This window comes from Citrobacter sp. (assembly GCF_050252275.1).
Classification (GTDB): Bacteria; Pseudomonadota; Gammaproteobacteria; order Enterobacterales; family Enterobacteriaceae; genus Citrobacter_A; species Citrobacter_A amalonaticus.
The window spans coordinates 11,860-32,941 of sequence record NZ_JBFWLF010000011.1 but is presented as its reverse complement, the minus strand read 5'-3'; the positions used below and the strand labels follow the sequence as shown (position 1 = coordinate 32,941).

General features: G+C 55.8%; 16 protein-coding genes. 8 read left to right on the top strand and 8 right to left on the bottom strand.

All coding sequences use genetic code 11. From position 1 onward, the window contains the following. Nucleotides 1–459: GNAT family N-acetyltransferase (locus tag AB7E14_RS02010; protein ID WP_428169301.1), on the bottom strand; the 459-nt coding region annotated here is incomplete at its 3' end. Nucleotides 460–612: 153 nt separating this feature from the next. Here AB7E14_RS02010 and AB7E14_RS02005 point away from each other — a divergent pair. Beyond that, a complete protein-coding gene (locus tag AB7E14_RS02005) occupies nucleotides 613–2,193 on the top strand; it encodes an STY4199 family HEPN domain-containing protein (RefSeq protein ID WP_042998532.1) in 1,581 nt (526 codons plus the stop codon). Nucleotides 2,194–2,196: 3 nt separating this feature from the next. On the opposite strand, the gene AB7E14_RS02000 is transcribed toward AB7E14_RS02005, so the two are convergent. The 4 genes from AB7E14_RS02000 to AB7E14_RS01985 all read right to left on the bottom strand — a co-directional run bounded on the left by AB7E14_RS02000 (nucleotide 2,197) and on the right by AB7E14_RS01985 (nucleotide 6,814). Continuing rightward, a complete protein-coding gene (locus AB7E14_RS02000; protein ID WP_090050218.1) occupies nucleotides 2,197–3,846 on the bottom strand; it encodes an alpha,alpha-trehalase in 1,650 nt (549 codons plus the stop codon). 285 nt (nucleotides 3,847–4,131) lie between these two features. Next, on the bottom strand, nucleotides 4,132–4,383 hold the full coding sequence (locus tag AB7E14_RS01995; protein WP_044253705.1) for a hypothetical protein: 252 nt from the start codon (nucleotides 4,381–4,383) through the stop codon (nucleotides 4,132–4,134). A 164-nt stretch (nucleotides 4,384–4,547) separates the two neighbouring features. Continuing rightward, complete coding sequence (gene gorA / locus AB7E14_RS01990) at nucleotides 4,548–5,900, bottom strand: glutathione-disulfide reductase (protein ID WP_042998529.1); 1,353 nt, start codon at nucleotides 5,898–5,900, stop codon at nucleotides 4,548–4,550. Nucleotides 5,901–5,971: 71 nt separating this feature from the next. Beyond that, on the bottom strand, nucleotides 5,972–6,814 hold the full coding sequence (locus AB7E14_RS01985) for a 23S rRNA (adenine(2030)-N(6))-methyltransferase RlmJ (protein ID WP_044326588.1): 843 nt from the start codon (nucleotides 6,812–6,814) through the stop codon (nucleotides 5,972–5,974). Between the two features lie 215 nt (nucleotides 6,815–7,029). Between AB7E14_RS01985 and prlC the strand changes: the two genes are divergently transcribed. Together prlC and rsmJ are read left to right on the top strand one after the other, a co-directional pair. After that, nucleotides 7,030–9,072 (top strand): oligopeptidase A, encoded by a 2,043-nt coding sequence (gene prlC, locus AB7E14_RS01980; protein ID WP_044253702.1) that lies wholly within the window; start codon nucleotides 7,030–7,032, stop codon nucleotides 9,070–9,072. A gap of 7 nt (nucleotides 9,073–9,079) precedes the next feature. Further along, nucleotides 9,080–9,838 carry a 16S rRNA (guanine(1516)-N(2))-methyltransferase RsmJ gene (rsmJ, locus tag AB7E14_RS01975; RefSeq protein WP_042998526.1) on the top strand — a complete coding sequence of 253 codons (759 nt, stop codon included), beginning with the start codon at nucleotides 9,080–9,082 and terminating at the stop codon, nucleotides 9,836–9,838. Between the two features lie 89 nt (nucleotides 9,839–9,927). Here the strand turns inward: rsmJ and dtpB are convergent, their stop codons facing one another. Both dtpB and uspA read right to left on the bottom strand, forming a co-directional pair. Then, nucleotides 9,928–11,400 (bottom strand): dipeptide/tripeptide permease DtpB, encoded by a 1,473-nt coding sequence (gene dtpB / locus AB7E14_RS01970; protein WP_042998525.1) that lies wholly within the window; start codon nucleotides 11,398–11,400, stop codon nucleotides 9,928–9,930. A 263-nt stretch (nucleotides 11,401–11,663) separates the two neighbouring features. Then, nucleotides 11,664–12,098, bottom strand: coding sequence for a universal stress protein UspA (gene uspA / locus AB7E14_RS01965; protein WP_000323571.1), 435 nt, complete (start codon nucleotides 12,096–12,098; stop codon nucleotides 11,664–11,666). 402 nt (nucleotides 12,099–12,500) lie between these two features. Between uspA and uspB the strand changes: the two genes are divergently transcribed. Further along, nucleotides 12,501–12,836, top strand: coding sequence for a universal stress protein UspB (gene uspB / locus AB7E14_RS01960; protein WP_042998524.1), 336 nt, complete (start codon nucleotides 12,501–12,503; stop codon nucleotides 12,834–12,836). A 62-nt stretch (nucleotides 12,837–12,898) separates the two neighbouring features. On the opposite strand, the gene pitA is transcribed toward uspB, so the two are convergent. Further along, a complete protein-coding gene (gene pitA / locus AB7E14_RS01955) occupies nucleotides 12,899–14,398 on the bottom strand; it encodes an inorganic phosphate transporter PitA (RefSeq protein ID WP_042998523.1) in 1,500 nt (499 codons plus the stop codon). 230 nt (nucleotides 14,399–14,628) lie between these two features. On the opposite strand from pitA, the gene AB7E14_RS01950 reads away from it, so the two are divergent. From AB7E14_RS01950 to AB7E14_RS01935, 4 genes are all read left to right on the top strand, one after another. Continuing rightward, the gene (locus tag AB7E14_RS01950) at nucleotides 14,629–15,822 is read left to right on the top strand and encodes an NAD(P)/FAD-dependent oxidoreductase (protein ID WP_316962373.1); all 1,194 of its coding nucleotides are present in this window, start codon (nucleotides 14,629–14,631) and stop codon (nucleotides 15,820–15,822) included. 321 nt (nucleotides 15,823–16,143) lie between these two features. Then, nucleotides 16,144–17,211 carry an HlyD family secretion protein gene (locus AB7E14_RS01945; RefSeq protein ID WP_316962372.1) on the top strand — a complete coding sequence of 356 codons (1,068 nt, stop codon included), beginning with the start codon at nucleotides 16,144–16,146 and terminating at the stop codon, nucleotides 17,209–17,211. Further along, nucleotides 17,208–19,946, top strand: coding sequence for a ribosome-associated ATPase/putative transporter RbbA (rbbA, locus tag AB7E14_RS01940; RefSeq protein WP_316962371.1), 2,739 nt, complete (start codon nucleotides 17,208–17,210; stop codon nucleotides 19,944–19,946). The genes AB7E14_RS01945 and rbbA overlap by 4 nt, the downstream gene beginning before the upstream one ends. Next, nucleotides 19,946–21,070 carry an ABC transporter permease gene (locus tag AB7E14_RS01935; protein ID WP_316962370.1) on the top strand — a complete coding sequence of 375 codons (1,125 nt, stop codon included), beginning with the start codon at nucleotides 19,946–19,948 and terminating at the stop codon, nucleotides 21,068–21,070. Before rbbA ends, AB7E14_RS01935 begins: the two co-directional genes overlap by 1 nt. Nucleotides 21,071–21,082 lie beyond the last annotated feature (12 nt).

Sequence of the window (21,082 nt, the reverse complement as noted above, 5' to 3'; positions counted from 1 at the left end):
CTCCCTGAGCGTCCCTTCCAGTATAAATCCCACTTTCTCCAGCACATGCCGGGAAGCCTGATTACCTTCAGTGACACAAGCGGTCAGACGGCGCAGACCGCCGGTGGTAAATGCGTAATCGCAGACGGCGCGTAGTGATTCTGTCCCGTATCCCTTTCCCTGCTCGCCGGGCGTCAGCAAGAACCCGACCTCAGCACAGACTTCCCCTCGATGAATATAGCCCGTCACCCCGAGCGGCTTGTGGCTTTCGTTATCGCACAGGAGCAAACACAGCCAGTGTGCGTCGCCCGGATGCCATGTCGGTAAGCGAGAATCGAACGCTTCCCGAATGTCGCGCTCACTTCGCGCGTCGGCCACATGACGCATCACGTCCGGATCCTGCTGCAGCGCGAGAAAAAAGGGCCAGTCGGCAGAGGTTATCGGGCGACAGGTCAGGCGGGCTGTTTTCAGTATGGGCACAGGGCTATCTCCTGGGATATTTCTCAATGTTCACGTAGCGGTCACTGTATTAATTATTGAACTTGTTATATCTATAAAAACTAATAATTAAAACAAAGAACTAAAGCAAAATTAATGGTCTCCGTATGGGGGCGCTTTTAGCGAAGGAAGAGAATGACGATTAGCGTTTTGACGACACGCACCACCTTTGAACACTGTCTGGGGATTATCCGCCAGGCTTCGGTGGAGATCCTGCTGATGCTGGGGGTGCATGCCTCTGACGGCAAAGATCCGCGATGGTTTCTGGAACACCTGGATCAAGCCCGGCTGAACCTGGGCGGCTGGAGCCAGGTCGCCCGGCGTTTGCATCTCAACGACGCGCAACTGAGCCAGTTCACGCTGCAACTGCGCCATCTCCAGCAGTGCGTACCGCAATATGACAGCGGGCAGGAGGTCAGTGAGAACCAACTGATTGCCGCCCTGCGCGTGGTCAGGTCGCTGGAATTGCTGCGCCATCATCAATCGTTACTCAATTTTAAAACGGACATTGAAGAGGCCGACCACAGTCAGCAAGTACGCGCAGAACGGCAGTTACGCACGATTGAGTTAACCCTGACTGCGCTTATCTCGCAGATGTGGCCGGATAAAACGCAGCTCAATAATTACCTCAAAGACAACTTTGGCGCGGATAAGCTCAGACGCTGGATTAAGCTGGGTGAACGCCAGGATCCGCTGAATGGGATGCGTTTTAGCGAGCTGGCGCTGATGATTGTCGATAAAAAGACCTTCACCCGCCACTATTCCGGCATCTTTAACGATGCGTCAGTGCTGAACCTGTTTGTTGAACCGCGCCTGACGCTGCGGGTGTTTCTCGATGACTGTCGCCAGGCGCGTAACACGGTGCTGGCCGGGGAGCCGCTGTCTTCGGCACAGTTGACGTTACTCTCCTGCCAGTTTCAGCATATTGTCCGTCCTGTCCAGCGGGCCTATGAGCAAGGGCGCGCCCGCATTAATCCGGCGGCGTTAATGATTGTGGAAGAGGGGCAACTGGCGCAGTTTTGGGAAGAGGCGCGGAAAAAGGACCGTCAGGCGGGAGGCGATACCGAGGAAATTGGCGAATCCATTGAACCCCTGCGCAAGCGTTCACTGCGCACGGCGGAAGAACGTGAACAACTGATCACTGGCGTGCTCTGGGGCGCGGTGGGGCTTATGGTGATCGCCATCCTGGGCGGTGGAGCGTGGTTAGTGAGTTCGCAACCGCCCGCGCCCGCGCCGAACATCAAGATCACCCAGGCAGAGCCCAAGCGCGAATTGCCTTCCGCACGCGAAATGGTGACGCAGATGGGGATCACCTGGGATGTGTTTAACATGCGTGCGGCGATCGATCGCAATGACACCCGGGTCACCGCGCTATTTTTGCAGGGCGGTATGAACTGGCAGGTCTCGTGGACCGAAACGGCGTTTGCCCGCAACAATACCGATGTCCTCGAGTTACTGTTGCGCTACCCCTCGCAGATGGATGAAAGCAAACCGTGTCGACGCTTTATCAATACGTTGGGTCACGCCATGTCCGGTGGTGCGCCGCTGACGGGCGAACACAAAGCTTATCTGAAGCGTTTCTGCACAGTGCCTGCGGTGATAGCGCGACAGCAGCATGATACCGGGCAGGCAGAGCGGCGTTTCCGCGCCGATCCCAGCGCGGATAACGAGAAATGGCTAAAGATTCAGCGCGCCATTTTTGACGTGATAGAGTAACCGTTATGGTTCTCCATACAGCCCAATCAGGCGCCGTGCGACGCCGTTGGTCCAGCCAAAGCCATCCTGCAACGGATATTCGCCGCCGCCCCCTTCGCGCGGGGTGCCGCTGGCGATATGGTATTTCTCAATAATCTTATGATGTTGCTGATAAAACTGATTCACCGTCTGCAACCAGCTATGGGCGATTTCGTCTCCCAGCGCATCATCGCCGTACATCTTAAAACCCTGAATTGCCATCCATTGTAGCGGCGCCCAACCGTTGGGTTTATCCCACTGCTCGCCGGTTTCGTACTCGGAGGCCATAATGCCGCCGGGCGTCAACAGGCGAGCACGCACGGTATCCCCCAGCCGATCGGCCTGTTCATGGGTCGCCATCCCGACGTAAAGCGGGACAATGCTGGCGGCAGAGAACAGCGCCATTTGCTCCCGCCGCCAGTCATAGTCGCGAAAGCAGCCATTTTCCTCATCCCACAGATAGCGGTTGACGGCAGCCCGTCGGTTGCTCGCTTTCTGGCGGAACAGTGCCTCCACGTCACGTTCGCCTTTTAACGCTGAAATATTGGCGATGGTGCTCTCCAGTTTGAACAGAAAGGCGTTGAGATCGATAGGGATAAACTGCGTGGTGCGAATGCTCGCCAGTCGTGTGGGGTCACGAAGCCAGCGGGAAGAATAGTCCCAGCCCGATGCCGCACCGGCGCGCAGATCGCGGTACACCTCGTTCGGCGGACGACCAGAATGTTTGGCAGTTTCCACATCTTCCAGCCATGACTCATCGCGCGGCGTGTCGCGGTCATCCCAGTAGCGGTTGAGCAGTGAACCGTCCGGCATCCTGACGGCATGGCGATACGCCTGGTTGAGCACCAGCGACTCTGCGCCGTCCATCCAGAAGGCATACTCCATCTTCAGATGGTCGAGGTAGCGCCGTGCGCCGCGAACACCGTCCTCTTCGAACAGTTCGACCATCAGCGCAAACACCGGCGGCTGCGAGCGGCTGAGGTAATAAGTACGGTTACCGTTCGGAATATGGCCGTAGTTTTCAATCATCCACGCAAAGTTATCTGCCATACATTTCAGCAGGTCTTCGCGACCGCTTTCCGCCAGACCCAGCATGGTGAAATAGGAATCCCAGTAGTAGGTTTCGCTGAATCGACCACCTGGCACGATATAGGATTGCGGTAGCGCCAGCAGCGATGACCACGGAATATGATCCTGCGGCTCGCGGGTGAGTACCGGCCACAACTGGTCAATATGCTCTTTCAGCGAATTTTCCGGGTTGGAAACATACGCGCTGTCGAAGACTTCAGGCAGCCAGAAGTGATTTTCGACAAAGCGGCGTAAATCGAAATCCCGATGACGACGGACTTTGCGGTAGCGAATCAGAATATCGAGCGGATCCATTTTCGGCGCACAGTCAGGAAACGTTTTGCTGTCGGCAAAAATTTTCGAGGACTGTACGTGCTCGAACAGTTCGAGATAGCGGTCGGCTGGTGTCAGGGCGTCAGAGGCGGGGAGCCCCTCAATCATCTCAGGTTCCGGTTCTGCTTCAATCATCTCATCCAGTTTTAACTCGCACGGATCCGTTTCGTAGAAAAGATCGACGTCGATCGTGATTTCCTCTGACGGGGCGTGTTGCAGTTTCTGGTTGATCATAATGAGAAAGACCTCCGGATTGCGTCGTAAAGGATACGGGTGTTGCCCGGCTGTCTTTTAAGCGTAGACATTCGCTTCGGTGTGTGCGGTGCAAAGTGTGCGACAGATCACGTTTACACAACCGCCGCAAACCGAGAAAAAAGCACAATGCATTGATAACCGTTAATAATTTTTATTACGTGTCGACTGGCGAATCCCTATTTTCGGAACATTCGAATGAAACGAATTGTGAATATTGTCGGGACGTCGCCTGGATAAGGTTTCCTACCCCGCTGAATACGGGGATTACCATTTCTCATCACGCGCGTCGCGACGCCCTTCGCGACGGTTTTCACGTTTATCCTGGCGGCACTGGGAATTACTTTCATCGTTATTCCGGACACATTCCCGTTTTGTTTCACGACCGTCCTGACGGGCATCCTGGCGGATCTCACGGGCGTCCTGACGTTTTTCAGCCCGCGCGGTGGCATGCGCCGGGAGTGTCACAATCGGGAATAAAACGACGGCAATTAAAGCAGGAAGTAATGTCTTTCTCATCGGGTAAAACCTCTTAAAATAAATAGCATTAGATACTATTAGCGCGGCAAGTATTGTTGCGGATTTTAATTTATACCCGGGGGAAAGTCGTGTTATGAGGAGGAACTAAATTGTCCATTTTTAAATTGCAGAAAAAACCCCGTGAAATCACGGGGTCAGGAACATTAACGCATGGTCACAAACTCTTCCGCTGCCGTCGGGTGAATGGCCACGGTGTTGTCGAAGTCTTTCTTGGTGGCGCCCATTTTCAGCGCTACTGCAAAGCCCTGCAACATTTCATCCATGCCAAAGCCGATACCGTGGATGCCGACGATTTTCTCTTCCGGGCCGACGCAGACTAACTTCATGCGGCACGGCTGACGGTGTGAGGTTACCGCGGTATACATTGCAGTAAACGAAGATTTATACACTTTCACCTGCGCATCGCCATACTGCTCGCGCGCCTGCGGTTCGGTCAGACCTACGGTGCCAATCGGCGGGTGGCTGAAGACTACGGTAGGAATATTGCTGTAGTCCAGATGCTCGTCCGGCTTGTTGTTAAACAGGCGCTCAGAAAGACGGCGACCTGCCGCAACAGCAACTGGCGTCAGCTCGACAGCGCCGGTGTTATCTCCGACCGCATAAATCCCGTCCACGCTGGTGTTCTGGTATTTATCGACGACGATATACCCTTTGTCGTTGGTTTTTACCCCGGTCGCTGCCAGGTTGAAATTATCGGTTGCCGGTTCACGACCAATCGCCCAAATCAGGCAATCGACCGTTTCACTGCGACCGTCTTCCAGTTCAAGCGTCAGGCTACCGTCGGCGTTTTTCACGACCGCTTTCGGAATGGCGTGGGTGTGAAGCGTCGGGCCTTCGGCATTCATCACTTCCACCAGCGTTTCGGTAATCATCGGGTCAAAACTGCGCAGTGGCGCATGCTTACGCACGAACAGATGGGTTTTGGCACCCAGACCGTTAATCACGCCCGCCAGTTCAACGGCGATATAACCGGCACCGACAACCGCGACGCGCTCCGGCAGGGCCGGCAGTTCAAAGAAACCATCGGAGTCGATACCGTATTCCACGCCCGGAATATCCGGGTGGCTCGGACGACCCCCCGTGGCGATGAGAATGTGATCGGCAGTAATTGTTTCACCGTTGACTTCAATGGTTTTGGCATCGACGAAGCGGGCAAAACCTTTGATCACATCAACGTTATTTTTACCCAGCACGTTGTCATACGAGGTGTGAATGCGGTCGATATAGGCAGTACGGCTGGCAATCAGCGTATCCCAGTTGAATTTATTGATCGTGGTGTCAAACCCGTAGTCCGGACCATACAGGTGGATCGCTTCACGGATCTGCGCAGCATGCCACATTACTTTTTTCGGGACGCACCCGACGTTAACGCAGGTGCCGCCCAGCGCTTTGGCTTCAATCAGCGCACACTTCTGGCCGTACATGGCTGCACGGTTAATCGAGGCGATACCGCCGCTGCCACCGCCGATGGCGATGTAGTCATAATGCTTGCTCATGCGTCTTTTCCTTACGTTCTGATTGCCGCGATTGTATACCTGAAATCAATAGTTTCCACCGATGGCTGCAATTACTCTGGCACGATCCAGTTTACCAAGGTATGCCCGGTACCCGCTGGCACCAGCTTGCTGTGCAGCCACGGTAGCACTGTGTTCATTTGTGCTTCCAGCTTCCACGGCGGGTTGACCACAATCATGCCGGAGGCGGTCATGCCGCGCTGGTCGCTGTCCGGGCGGACCGCCAGCTCAATTTGCAGGATTTTACGGATGCCGGTCGCTTCCAGATCGTGCACCATGCGCTTGATTTGCTGGCGTAACACTACCGGATACCACAGCGCATACGTCCCAGTGGCAAAACGTTTATAGCCTTCGCTAATGCCGGCGACAACGGCCTGGTAGTCCGATTTAATCTCGTAAGGCGGGTCGATGAGAATCAAACCACGACGAGAGACCGGCGGCAGCTTTGCCTTCAGTTGCTGATAGCCGTCGGCACGGGCTACGCGGGCACGTTCATCTTTCTGGAATTCACCTCGCAGCAGCGGGAAATCACTCGGATGCAGCTCCGTCATATGCAGGCTGTCCTGCTCGCGCAGCAGTTGACGCGCGATCAGCGGGGAGCCGGGGTAGTAACGCAGTTGCCCGCTACGGTTGAAGTGTTTGACCACGCCGATGTACGGCTCGAGTTCGGCTGGCAGATCGTCCTGCTGCCAGATGCGGGCGATACCTTCCAGGTATTCACCGGTGCGCTCCGCATGCTCGCTGCTTAACTGATAACGGCCCGCGCCTGCATGGGTGTCCAGATAGAGAAACGGCTTCTCTTTCTCTTTGAGCGACTCGATGATCAGGCTCTGAACCGTGTGTTTAAGGACGTCGGCGTGGTTGCCAGCGTGGAAGCTGTGGCGATAACTGAGCATGGGTAAACGTGTTCCAGGTTGTAAACGTAGGCCCGATTAGCGTCACGCTTTCGGGCGAATAAAAAGCCTATCGCCACAGTATACAGAAAACTCACCCCTGCCGCGAAAGCGCAACGCCTGGCATTGAAATCCTCTACACTTATCCCCATTCTACAGGGATATTGCACAGCGCCGGACGCGCGCGACATTCACCTTATTCTAACAGGACAGCGTTTATGACCAATCCTTTACTGACGCCTTTCGAGCTACCGCCTTTTTCCAACATTCAGCCGGAACATGTGGTCCCGGCGGTAACCAAAGCGCTGAACGACTGCCGTGAGAATGTGGAGCGCGTCGTAGCACAGGGCGCACCCTACAGCTGGGAAAATCTTTGCCAACCGTTGGCGGAAGTCGATGACGTCCTGGGGCGTATTTTTTCTCCGGTCAGCCATCTGAATTCAGTAAAAAACAGCCCGGAACTGCGCGAAGCCTACGAGCAAACCCTGCCGCTGCTATCGGAATACAGCACCTGGGTTGGTCAGCATGAAGGTTTATACAAGGCATACCGCGACCTGCGTGACGGCGATCATTACGCTACGCTGAACACCGCACAGAAAAAAGCTGTGGATAACGCGCTGCGTGATTTTGAACTCTCCGGCATTGGCCTGCCGAAAGAAAAACAGCAGCGCTACGGTGAGATCGCCACCCGCCTGTCTGAACTGGGCAACTTGTACAGCAACAACGTCCTCGACGCCACCATGGGCTGGACGAAGCTGATTACTGATGAAGCAGAGCTGGCCGGGATGCCGGAAAGCGCGCTGGCGGCAGCAAAAGCACAGGCTGAAGCGAAAGAGCAGGAAGGCTATCTGCTGACGCTGGATATCCCGAGCTACCTGCCGGTGATGACTTACTGTGACAATGGGCAGCTTCGTGAAGAGATGTATCGTGCCTATGTGACCCGGGCGTCCGATCAAGGACCTAACGCCGGTAAATGGGACAACAGCCCGGTGATGGCGGAAATTCTCGCCCTGCGCCACGAGCTGGCGCAACTGCTGGGCTTTGAAAGCTATGCCTTTAAATCGCTCGCCACCAAAATGGCGGAAAACCCGCAGCAGGTGCTGGAGTTTTTAACCGATCTGGCAAAACGCGCGCGTCCGCAAGGCGAGAAAGAGCTGGCGCAACTGCGCGCCTTCGCGAAAACGGAGTTTGGCGTCGATGAGCTGAACCCGTGGGATATCGCGTACTACAGCGAAAAACAGAAGCAGCATCTCTACAGCATCAGTGATGAGCAATTACGTCCGTACTTCCCGGAAAACAAAGCCGTTAACGGCTTGTTTGAAGTGGTGAAACGTATTTATGGTATTACCGCAAAAGAGCGTAAGGATGTGGATGTCTGGCATCCGGACGTGCGTTTCTTTGAGCTGTATGACGAAAACAATGAACTGCGCGGCAGCTTCTATCTCGATCTTTATGCCCGTGAGCACAAACGCGGCGGGGCGTGGATGGATGACTGTGTCGGTCAGATGCGTAAATCCGACGGCTCACTGCAAAAACCGGTCGCTTACCTGACCTGTAACTTTAACCGCCCGGTGAATGGCAAACCGGCGCTGTTCACCCACGATGAAGTGATCACTCTGTTCCACGAATTTGGTCACGGCCTGCATCACATGCTGACACGCATCGAGACCGCTGGCGTTTCCGGGATCAACGGCGTGCCGTGGGATGCGGTCGAGCTGCCGAGCCAGTTTATGGAAAACTGGTGCTGGGAACCGGACGCGCTGGCGTTTATCTCCGGCCATTACGAGACTGGCGAACCGCTGCCGAAGGAATTACTGGATAAAATGCTGGCGGCGAAGAACTACCAGGCGGCGCTGTTTATCCTGCGTCAGCTGGAGTTCGGTCTGTTTGACTTCCGTCTGCATGCGGAATTTGACCCGCAGCAAGGGGCGAAAATCCTCGAAACGCTGGCGGAAATCAAAAAACAGGTCGCCGTCGTGCCGGGGCCGTCATGGGGGCGTTTCCCGCATGCATTCAGTCACATTTTCGCCGGTGGCTATGCGGCGGGCTATTACAGCTACCTGTGGGCTGATGTGCTGGCTGCGGATGCGTTCTCTCGCTTCGAAGAAGAAGGCATTTTCAATCGCGATACCGGCCAGTCATTCCTGGATAACATCCTGACGCGTGGCGGGTCTGAAGAGCCAATGGAACTGTTCAAACGTTTCCGTGGCCGCGAGCCGCAGCTCGACGCGATGCTTGAGCATTACGGAATTAAAGGCTAGTTCTTCAGTGAAAATTTGTTTACTGGATGAAACAGGCGCCGGAGACGGCGCCTTATCTGTTCTGGCCTCCCGCTGGGGACTGGAACACGACGAAGACAACCTGATGGCGCTGGTGCTGACACCGGAGCATCTGGAGTTGCGTAAGCGCGATGAACCGAAGCTCGGCGGTATTTTCGTGGATTTTGTTGGCGGGGCGATGGCCCATCGCCGCAAGTTCGGCGGCGGTCGCGGTGAAGCGGTGGCAAAAGCGGTGGGCGTTAAAGGCGACTATTTGCCAGATGTCGTCGATGCGACTGCGGGTCTGGGGCGTGATGCATTCGTTCTGGCCTCGGTCGGCTGTCATGTGCGGATGCTGGAGCGTAACCCGGTGGTGGCGGCGCTACTTGATGATGGTCTGGCGCGCGGCTATGCCGATGCGGAAATCGGCCCGTGGTTGCAGGCACGACTGCAGCTGATCCATGCCTCCAGCCTGACGGCGCTGACGGATATCACGCCGCGTCCGCAGGTGGTCTATCTCGACCCGATGTTTCCCCACAAACAGAAAAGCGCGCTGGTGAAAAAAGAGATGCGCGTCTTTCAGTCGCTGGTGGGACCGGATCTGGACGCCGACGGCTTGCTGGAACCAGCACGTCAGCTCGCAACCAAACGCGTGGTGGTGAAACGCCCGGACTACGCGCCGCCGCTGGCGGATGTTGCTACGCCGAATGCGGTGGTAACCAAAGGGCACCGGTTTGATATTTATGCCGGTACACCTTTGGCGGATTAACAGGCCGCCTGATGGCGCTGCGCCTATCCGGGCTACGACGCGGTGTGGGTAGGCCGGATGAGGCGTGAGCCGCCATCCGGCAATCACGATTATTGCGCGGTATCCGGTGTATTAATCATCCGGTTCAGCCACGGCACCATCAGCGCCATCACGACGGTGACAGCCAGCGTCACCAGCCCGATTTTACTGAACACGCCGGTATAGATCGGCAATGTCTGCAGCGGATCGGTGATGTTCTCCGGAACGGCAGTAAAGGTCGCGACGTAACCCCCCAGCAGGAACGCAGCAGCCTGCGTCAGGAACCACATCCCAAGAATAAAGCCCATCAGATGCTGCGGAACCAGTGCCGCGACCATCGCCAGCCCCAGCGCGCTAATCAGCAACTCGCCGAGGCTCTGGAACAGATAAACCAGTACGATAAACCACGGTGACGTCAGTCCCTGCGCATCGGCAAACCACATGCCTGCCGCTGCGGCGGTCAGAAAGCCCAGCGAGCACAGGAACATCCCGAGGGTAAACTTCATCGGCATCGTCAGGTCTTTGCCTTTGCTACCCAGACGCGTGTAGATCGCCGCCAGTACCGGGCTGGCAACCACCACCCAGAACGGGTTCAGTGCCTGAAAGCTCACCGGGTTAATCGTGAAACCGAGGATCTCATGGTGAACGTTATTGATGGCAAAGAAATTCAGTGATGTCGGCATCTGCGCATACAGAATGTAAAACAGTACCGCTTCGAGCATCAGGATAAACGCCACAAACATCTTGTTGCGCCCGGTTTTATCCAGCCTGAAAGCCTGGCGGAAGAAGATAATGGTCACCGCAATCGACAGAACAATCAGCACCAGGTTGGCGATTTTCACGTTGTGCATCAACCAGGCGCAGAGAAAGACCATCGCCACGGTGCCAATCAGGACATACAGCAGATTGCGGAAGCTCATCGGCAGATGGTCTGGCTCGGAACCGATATCTTTCACCATACCGCGGCAGGCGAAATAGACCAGCAGCGCGACAATCAGCCCCGCTCCGCACAGGTTATAGGTGACGGCATAACCAAACTTATCTGCGATCACCGGCGCCAGCGACAGCGACAGCAGCGAACCGATGTTTATCGACATGTAGAACAGCGTGAATGCGCCATCCAGACGTGGATCTTTTGGCGGATAGCATTTGGAGAGCAGGCTTGCCGGGTTCGCTTTAAACAGACCGTTGCCAACGGCAATCGTCCCAAGCGCGATAAAAATAAGGTCCGGTTTGAGCAGCGACATTCCCGTCATGAAGTAACCAAGCGCCAGCACAACCGCGCCCAGCACCAGCGTACGTTTGGTGCCGAGCAGGTGGTCGCCAACGTACCCCCCAATCGAGATCAGACCGTAGACCAGTGCGGCAAAGGCACCGAAGGTGATAAACGCCTGCTCTTGTGAGAATCCCAGTTGCTTAACAAAGAAAACCGCCAGGATACCCTGAACGCCGTAATAGCCAAATCGTTCCCATAACTCGACAAAAAAGATCATGAAGAACGGGCGGGGTTGCTGCAGCAAACCCGTTGGTGCAGATGTATTCATATTGCTTCGCCTTTCAATGCCATCCCGAAAAGTATGAACGCGTAATACGAAACGCGCCGAAAAAGTCTGACTCTGTTATAGACTGCGGCCATTAGCCGGTAGCGTAGAGTATTATACAGATTGATTTCGTTCTAATCAGTTGATCACACTAATTATGATTGGAGGGGTGGGAGGTTGTACTGATCGTTTGTGGAGAGGACAGAAACAAAAACGCCCGCAAAGGCGGGCGCTCTGAAAGACCGGATAACCCGGTTAGCGATGTTTTATTCTTCTTCGTCGCGTAGCGGAACAATCAGCATGTCGACGTGAACAGTGTTGATCAGCTGGCGCGCGGAGGACATCAGTTTGCTCCAGAAGTCCTGGTGATGACCGCAAACGACCAGGTCCATGTCGTATTTCTTGATGGCGTCAACCAGCACCTGACCCAGATCGCCGCTGCCGCTCAGGGTTTCGGTAATCGGATAGCCTGCGTTGGTGGACAGTTCGGTCAGTGCGTGGTGAGTTTCTTCAGAAATGCGTTTTTGCATGTCGCCCAGATTGACGTCGATCAGGCCGGTATACAGGTCAGAGTAGTTCACATCAACGTGGATAAGGGAAACTTTTGCGTTGTACGGCCGTGCCATAGAGACGGCTTTTTCTACCAGAACTTTGCTTTCCGGAGAAAGATCAACCGCGATGAGAATATGTTTGTAAGCCATAGTATTACTCCTTCCATAAAGTTGTCGATGACCAGCCAGCTAGCGATTTTTCTACCTTGCGTCACTCGCGTCCTGCGAACTGTGCGATATGTCTACGCGGGGCTAGCTCAGCCGCGATGAAGTGAATTGTAGAGACTATCCTTACAGTATAGCGACCTGGATAATCCGTCAATCCGCCTTGCTTACCAAATAGTTAAACAAAATATTTAGATAATTGCATTGATAGTGATTAACCTTCTGGCAAAAAAATTAACTGATCTCCTACACTATTTAGAGAGCCGCTCTGATGATAAGCTCAAAACGAGCGGTTTTTAGTCGTACTTTTTCATTGACTGTCTGGCAAGTTTCGGGGAGCGGTAGTCCCGGAGCGGAGCTCCGTGGGCGGGTCGCCGGGGAGGTCGTATGATAAGCACCGTTGCATTATTCTGGGCATTATGTGTTGTTTGCATTGTGAATATGGCGCGCTATTTCTCGTCGCTACGCGCGCTGCTCGTGGTACTTCGTGGTTGCGATCCTTTGCTCTATCAGTATGTTGATGGGGGCGGCTTTTTCACCTCGCACGGCCAACCCAATAAGCAGGTACGCCTGGTGTGGTATATCTACGCCCAGCGCTACCGCGATCATCATGATGATGAGTTTATCCGCCGCTGTGAGCGGGTACGTCGTCAGTTCATTCTGACCAGCGCGTTATGTGGGCTCGTGGTGGTCAGTCTTATTGCCCTGTTGATTTGGCACTGAGCAAAAAAAAGCGGGCCAGTTTCCTGACCCGCTTGCTACGGTAACTTCTTTTCTCTTTTCGCTTAAATCAGCTTCAGCGAGATCCAGTACAGGGTACCGGACAGCAGAATCGCTGCGGGTAATGTGAACACCCACGCCATCAGAATGCTGGTCACCGTTTTACGTTGCAGACCGCCACCGTCGACAACCATCGTCCCCGCGACGGAGGAAGAGAGTACGTGGGTGGTGGACACCGGCATCCCGGTGTAGCTGGCCAGACCGATAGAGACCGCCGCCGTCATCTGCGCAGACATCCCCTGAGCATAGGTCATGCCTTTCTTACCAATCTTCTCACCGATGGTGGTCGCCACGCGGCGCCAGCCGATCATGGTACCAATACCCAGCGCCAGCGCGACCGCCATGATGATCCAGATTGGCGCATACTCAATGGTGCTCAGCATATCGGTTTTCAGTTTCTTCAGCAGACGCTGGTCGTCAGCGCTCACGCCCGGCAGTTTCGTCACTTTATCGGTCGTGTCGGAAATGCACAGCATGATGCGACGCAGTTGGCCGCGCTGCTCAACGCTCAGCTTGTCATAGCTTTCCACATTGTTCGACAACATCGCCTTCGCGCGATCCAGCGCGTTAAGGGTGTTTGCCGGATGGCAGTGGAATTCTGCCGGCTGCGTTGCGGCCGGTTCCGGAGACGGAATCAACTGATCGACGCCCGTCACCTGTTTCAGCAGATCAGGATGCTGCTGGAAGTAGATTTCGACGTTGTTGATGGCATCACGGGTACGGGTGATTTCATAACCCGAAGCATTCATATTTACCACGAAGCCCGCCGGCGCCACACCAATCAGAACCAGCATGACCAGACCAATGCCTTTCTGACCGTCGTTCGCGCCATGCGAGAAGGCCACGCCGATAGCAGAAAGAATCAGGGCGATACGGGTCCAGAACGGCGGCTTTTTCTTGCCGTCTTTCTTTTCACGTTCCGCTGGCGTGAGGTGAATACGGGCGCGTTTTTTAGTCCCGCTCCAGTAGCGACGCAGAAGGAAAATCAGGCCGCCTGCAACCACCAGGCCAACGATGGGCGAGACGATCAGCGAGGCAAAAATACCGATGACTTTCGGGATGTTGAGTGCGTCCACCACTGACGTGCCGGTCATCAGGGCATTGGTTAAACCGATGCCGATAATCGCGCCGATCAGCGTGTGGGAACTGGAGGCGGGTAACCCAAAGTACCAGGTACCCAGGTTCCAGATGATCGCGGCGAGCAGCATGGAGAACACCATCGCAAGTCCATGCGAAGATCCCATGTTGAGCAGGAGATCGGTCGGTAACATATGCACGATGGCATAGGCTACGCTGAGACCGCCCAGCAGTACACCAAAGAAGTTGAACACCGCCGCCATGACCACCGCAAGCTGCGAACGCATCGCACGGGTGTAGATCACGGTTGCGACTGCGTTGGCTGTATCATGGAAGCCGTTGATTGCTTCGTAGAACAGCACAAAAGCCAGAGCAAGCAATAATAAAAGCCCGGTATGTAAATCCAGGCCAGCAAACAAATGTAGCATAGGACGTTACGCCATCTTGAGGACATGAACGCGGCGCATTATCAGTGACTTTAGCGGCGCGGGCAAAGTGAAATATAGACTTTTTTTGATTTAACGTCTGAATACAATAGTGCCCATAAAGAATTATCTTATATATTTCATATAAATACTTCTTCCTAAGGATTTTGTCGCTGGTGCGACCACTGAGATAACTTTACAATTCACGCCCTGAATTCAGAGAGGAACGTAAAGTGGAAAGGTTTGATGCCATTATTATAGGCGCTGGCGCGGCAGGTATGTTCTGTGCAGCACAGGCAGGACAGGCCGGCAGTCGGGTGCTGCTTATTGATAATGGAAAGAAGCCTGGCCGCAAGATCCTCATGTCCGGTGGGGGTCGCTGCAACTTTACCAACCTTTATGTTGAGCCAGCGGCTTATTTAAGCCAAAACCCGCATTTTTGCAAATCTGCGCTGGCGCGCTATACCCAGTGGGATTTTATCGATCTCGTCAGTAAGCACGGCATCGCCTGGCATGAAAAAACGCTCGGGCAACTTTTTTGCGATGACTCCGCACAGCAAATCGTCGATATGCTGGTGGCGGAGTGTGAAAAAGGCAATGTTACCCTGCGCTTACGCAGTGAAGTGCTGAGCGTTGCGCGGGATGACGACGGTTTTACGCTGGCGCTGAACGGGGCGACTATCGGTGCGAAAAAGCTGGTGATTGCCTCCGGCGGACTGTCGATGCCCGGTCTGGGCGCGTCACCGTTTGGCTATAAAATTGCCGAACAGTTTGGTCTGAACGTTCTGCCAACCCGCGCCGGGCTGGTGCCGTTTACCCTGCACAAACCGCTGCTGGAGCAGCTTCAGGTGCTGTCTGGCGTTTCCGTTCCGTCGGTCATCACCGCACAGGACGGTACCGTCTTTCGTGAAAATCTGCTCTTTACCCATCGCGGCCTTTCTGGCCCTGCGGTTTTACAAATTTCCAGCTTCTGGCAGCCCGGTGAATTTGTCAGCATAAATTTACTGCCGGATGTCAGACTGAATGACGTACTGAACGAACAGCGTAGCGCCCATCCGAATCAAAGCCTGAAGAATACACTGGCGATGCTGCTGCCGAAGCGTCTGGTCGAGTGCCTGCAACAGCTCGGGCAGATCCCTGACGTCTCGCTCAAACAGCTCAACGTGCGCGACCAGCAGACGCTGATCGACACGTTGACCGACTGGCGCGTACAGCCGAACGGCACTGAAGGCTATCGCACGGCAGAAGTGACGCTTGGCGGGGTAGACACCCACGAACTGTCGTCACGTACCATGGAAGCGCGCAAGGTGCCGGGTCTTTACTTTATCGGCGAAGTGATGGACGTCACCGGCTGGCTGGGCGGTTATAACTTCCAGTGGGCGTGGTCCAGCGCCTGGGTATGTGCACAGGATCTTGCCGGGGAGTAAGTCATTCACCCTGTATATCATTACCAACCATAAGCGAATAGACATCACCCATAATGATGCTAGTATTCCATTGATACTAGCTATGAGTATGCGTGTTTCATTTACGGCCAGGAACGCTGATGATGACAACATTACTACCCGTTTTTCGCACTTCTCTGTCATTCACTTTCCTTCACGGCGAGCGCAGTCATGACGTCTGTACGCCGCCCGGCTACTCTCACTTTTTCCTTCTCATCCCGGAGGGAAGATACCGCTGAACGCCCGTTCAGTGGGGTTTTGTGACACGCATTGTTTTCTAACAGGGATTATGGCGGGTCGATTATGGACAACATTAAACGTCATCTGACGTGGTGGGTTGTGGGCGCACTGGTGGTGATCGCTGCTGGCGTGTGGTGGGGTCTACGGCCCGCAGGCGTACCGGACGGTTTTGCTGCCAGCAACGGCAGAATCGAGGCGACGGAAGTGGACATTGCCACCAAAATCGCCGGACGTATTGATACCATCCTCGTGACTGAGGGGCAGTTCGTTCGCCAGGGCGAAGTGCTGGCGAAGATGGATACCCGCGTGTTGCAGGAGCAACGGCTGGAAGCCATCGCACAAATCAAAGAGGCCGAAAGCGCCGTGGCGGCTGCACGGGCGCTGCTCGAACAGCGGCAAAGCGAAACCCGCGCTGCCCAGTCGGTAGTGAAACAGCGTGAAGCCGAGCTGGATTCCGTCTCCAAACGTCACGTTCGTTCCCGCTCGCTCTCCCAGCGTGGCGCGGTCTCGGCGCAACAACTGGATGACGATCGCGCCGCCGCGGAAAGCGCACGCGCGGCGCTGGAGTCGGCAAAGGCGCAGGTCTCTGCGACGAAAGCAGCGATTGAAGCCGCGCGCACCAGCATTATCCAGGCGCAAACCCGCGTCGACGCCGCGCAGGCGACCGAACGGCGGATTGTCGCGGATATCGAAGACAGCGCGCTTAAAGCCCCGCGTGATGGCCGGGTTCAGTACCGCGTGGCGGAGCCGGGCGAAGTGCTGGCTGCGGGCGGTCGGGTGCTGAATATGGTCGATCTCAGCGATGTTTACATGACGTTCTTTCTGCCCACCGAACAAGCAGGTCTGCTGAAAATTGGCGGTGAAGCCCGTCTGGTGCTTGATGCCGCGCCGGACCTGCGTATTCCCGCCACGATCAGTTTTGTCGCCAGCGTCGCGCAGTTCACGCCGAAAACCGTTGAAACCAGCGATGAGCGCTTGAAGCTGATGTTTCGCGTCAAGGCGCGGATCCCCCCTGAATTACTCCAGCAGCATCTGGAATATGTCAAAACCGGCTTGCCAGGCATGGCGTGGGTGAGACTGAACGAACAGCTTCCCTGGCCTGACTCGCTGGCGGTGAGGTTGCCGCAATGACCGCTCTGGCGCTGGTTCCCGTTCCTCCCGTGGCGCACCTTGACGGCGTGAGTCAGCATTACGGGACCACGGTGGCGCTGAATAACATCACGCTGGATATCCCCGCGCGCTGCATGGTGGGGTTGATCGGCCCCGACGGCGTGGGGAAATCAAGCCTGCTGTCGCTCATTTCCGGCGCCCGGGTGATTGAGCAAGGCAACGTCATGGTGTTGGGCGGCGATATGCGCGATCCGAAACACCGTCGTGACGTCTGCCCGCGTATTGCGTGGATGCCGCAGGGCCTGGGAAAAAACCTGTATCACACGTTGTCGGTGTATGAGAACGTCGACTTCTTCGCCCGTTTGTTCGGTCATGACAAAGCCGAGCGCGAAGCGCGGATTACGGAGTTACTGAACAGCACCGGTCTGGCGCCGTTTCGCGATCGTCCGGTGGGAAAACTCTCGGGCGGGATGAAACAGAAATTAGGTCTGTGCTGTGCGCTGATCCATGACCCGGAATTATTGATACTGGATGAACCGACCACCGGTGTTGATCCCCTGTCTCGCGCCCAGTTCTGGGATCTGATAGAGAATATTCGTCAGCGGCAGACCAACATGAGTGTGCTGGTGGCGACGGCGTATATGGAAGAGGCCGAGCGTTTCGACTGGCTGGTGGCGATGAACGCAGGCGAGGTGCTGGCGACCGGCAGCGCGCAGGAACTCCGCGATAAAACCGCCAGCGCGACGCTGGAGCAGGCGTTTATCGCCCTGTTACCGCAGGCGCAGCGGCAGGCGTATCAGCCGGTGGTGATTCCGCCGTATCACGCAGAGCAGGAAGAGATCGCCATTGAGGCAAAAGACCTGACCATGCGCTTTGGCAATTTTGTCGCCGTCGATCACGTGAACTTCCGCATCCCGCGTGGGGAGATCTTTGGCTTCCTCGGTTCCAACGGCTGCGGTAAATCGACCACCATGAAGATGCTGACCGGGCTGCTGCCTGCCAGTGAAGGGGAGGCCTGGCTGTTCGGTCAACCAGTCGACCCGAAGGATATCGACACCCGCCGTCGGGTGGGCTACATGTCGCAGGCGTTTTCCCTGTACAGCGAGCTGACCGTTCGACAAAACCTGGAACTCCACGCCCGGTTGTTTCACATCCCCGAAGCGGAAATCCCCCGGCGCGTTCAGGAGATGAGCGAACGTTTTATGCTGGCGGAGGTTGAGGATTCGTTGCCCGAGTCGCTCCCGCTTGGCATTCGCCAGCGGCTGTCGCTGGCAGTGGCGGTGATCCATCGCCCGGAAATGTTGATCCTCGACGAACCGACCTCCGGCGTTGACCCGGTGGCGAGGGACATGTTCTGGCAATTGATGGTCGATTTGTCGCGTCAGGACAAAGTGACCATTTTTATCTCCACTCACTTTATGAACGAAGCCGAGCGCTGTGACCGTATGTCGTTAATGCATGCCGGAAAAGTGCTCGCCAGCGGTACGCCGCAGGAACTGGTTGAGCGGCGCGGGGCTGCAAGCCTTGAAGGGGCGTTTATCTCCTGGCTCCAGGAGGCTGCGGGCCCGGCGCCTGAAACCTCTGTGCCGGTGGACACAAAGCATGAAGAGGCGAAGCCACCGCGTCAGGGATTCAGCCTGCGGCGATTGTTCAGCTACAGTCGTCGCGAAGCGCTGGAACTCAGGCGCGATCCGGTGCGTTCGACGCTGGCGCTGCTGGGCACGGTGATCCTGATGCTGATCATGGGTTACGGCATCAGCATGGACGTCGAAAACCTGCGTTTTGCCGTGCTCGATCGCGATCAAACCGTCAGCAGCCAGGCCTGGTCATTGAATCTGGCAGGCTCACGCTACTTCATTGAACAACCGCCGTTGACCAGCTATGACGATCTCGACCGGCGGATGCGTTCCGGCGAGGTGGCAGTAGCCATCGAAATCCCACCTAATTTTGGCCGTGACATTGCGCGCGGGACGCCGGTGGAGATTGGCGTCTGGGTGGATGGCGCCATGCCCAGCCGTGCCGAGACGGTAAAAGGCTACGTGCAGGCGATGCACCAGAGCTGGCTACAGGACGTAGCGAGCCGCCAGCCGACGCCAGTAGGGCAGAGTGGACTCATGACCATTGAAACACGCTATCGCTACAACCCGGATGTGAAAAGTCTGCCAGCGATTGTTCCGGCGGTCATTCCGCTGTTGCTGATGATGATCCCGTCGATGCTGAGCGCACTGAGCGTGGTGCGGGAAAAAGAACTGGGGTCGATCATCAATCTGTATGTCACACCCACCACCCGCAGTGAATTTTTGCTCGGTAAACAGTTGCCGTATATCGCGCTGGGGATGCTGAACTTCCTGCTGCTGTGCGCCCTGTCGGTGTTTGTGTTTGGCGTACCGCACAAGGGCAGTTTCCTCACGCTCAGCCTGGCCGCGCTATTGTATGTCACCATCGCCACGGGAATGGGGCTGCTGATCTCCACGTTCATGAAGAGTCAGATTGCGGCGATTTTTGGCACGTCCATCATTACCCTGATCCCGGCGACGCAGTTCTCCGGGATGATCGATCCGGTGGCGTCGCTGGAAGGACCGGGACGGTGGATCGGCGAGATCTATCCAACCAGCCATTTCCTGACGATCGCCCGGGGCACATTCTCGAAAGCATTGGATCTCACCGATCTCTGGCCGCTGTTTGTACCGCTGCTGATCGCCATTCCGGTGGTGATGGGGCTGAGCGTACTGTTGCTGAAAAAACAGGAGGGGTGATGCGCCGACTACGCAATATTTATAATTTAGGTATCAAGGAGTTGCGCAGCCTGTTGGGCGATAAGGCGATGCTGACGCTGATCGTGTTTGCCTTTACCGTCTCGGTGTACTCCTCCGCGACCGTGCTGCCGGGGTCGCTGCATCTCGCGCCGATTGCCATTGCCGATATGGACCAGTCTCAACTCTCGAATCGTATCGTCAACAGCTTCTACCGTCCGTGGTTTTTACCGCCGGAGATGATCACCGCCGATGAGATGGATGCCGGGCTGGATGCGGGTCGCTATACCTTTGCGGTCAATATTCCGCCAAACTTTCAACGGGACGTGCTGGCCGGAAGGCAACCCGATATTCAGGTGAATGTTGACGCCACGCGCATGAGCCAGGCGTTCACTGGCAACAGCTACATCCAGAATATCATCAGCGGCGAAGTGAACAGTTTTGTCGCGCGTTATCGCGATAACAGTGAACCGCTGGTTTCGCTGGAGACCCGAATGCGCTTCAACCCGAACCTCGATCCGGCGTGGTTTGGCGGGGTGATGGCGATCATCAATAACATCACCATGCTGGCGATTGTGCTGACCGGTTCGGCGCTGATACGCGAACGTGAACACGGTACGGTGGAACACCTGCTGGTGATGCCGATCACCCCGTTTGAGATCATGATGGCGAAAGTCTGGTCAATGGGACTGGTGGTGCAGGTGGTCTCGGGGCTGTCGCTGATGTTGATGGTGAAAGGGGCGCTCGGCGTGCCAATTGAAGGGTCCATTCCGCTGTTCATGTTGGGGGTGGCGCTGAGTCTGTTCGCCACCACGTCGATCGGCATTTTTATGGGTACGCTGGCGCGCTCCATGCCGCAACTGGGGCTGTTGATGATTCTGGTGCTTTTGCCTCTGCAAATGCTTTCCGGCGGCTCCACGCCGCGCGAAAGCATGCCGAAGGTGGTGCAGGACATCATGCTGACGATGCCAACGACGCATTTTGTCAGTCTTGCGCAGGCCATACTCTATCGCGGCGCCGGGTTCAGCATTGTCTGGCCGCAGTTTCTGACGCTTCTCGCCATTGGCGCGGCGTTCTTCCTGATCGCATTGCTGCGGTTCAGAAAGACGATTGGCACGATGGCGTAATCAGATGCCGGA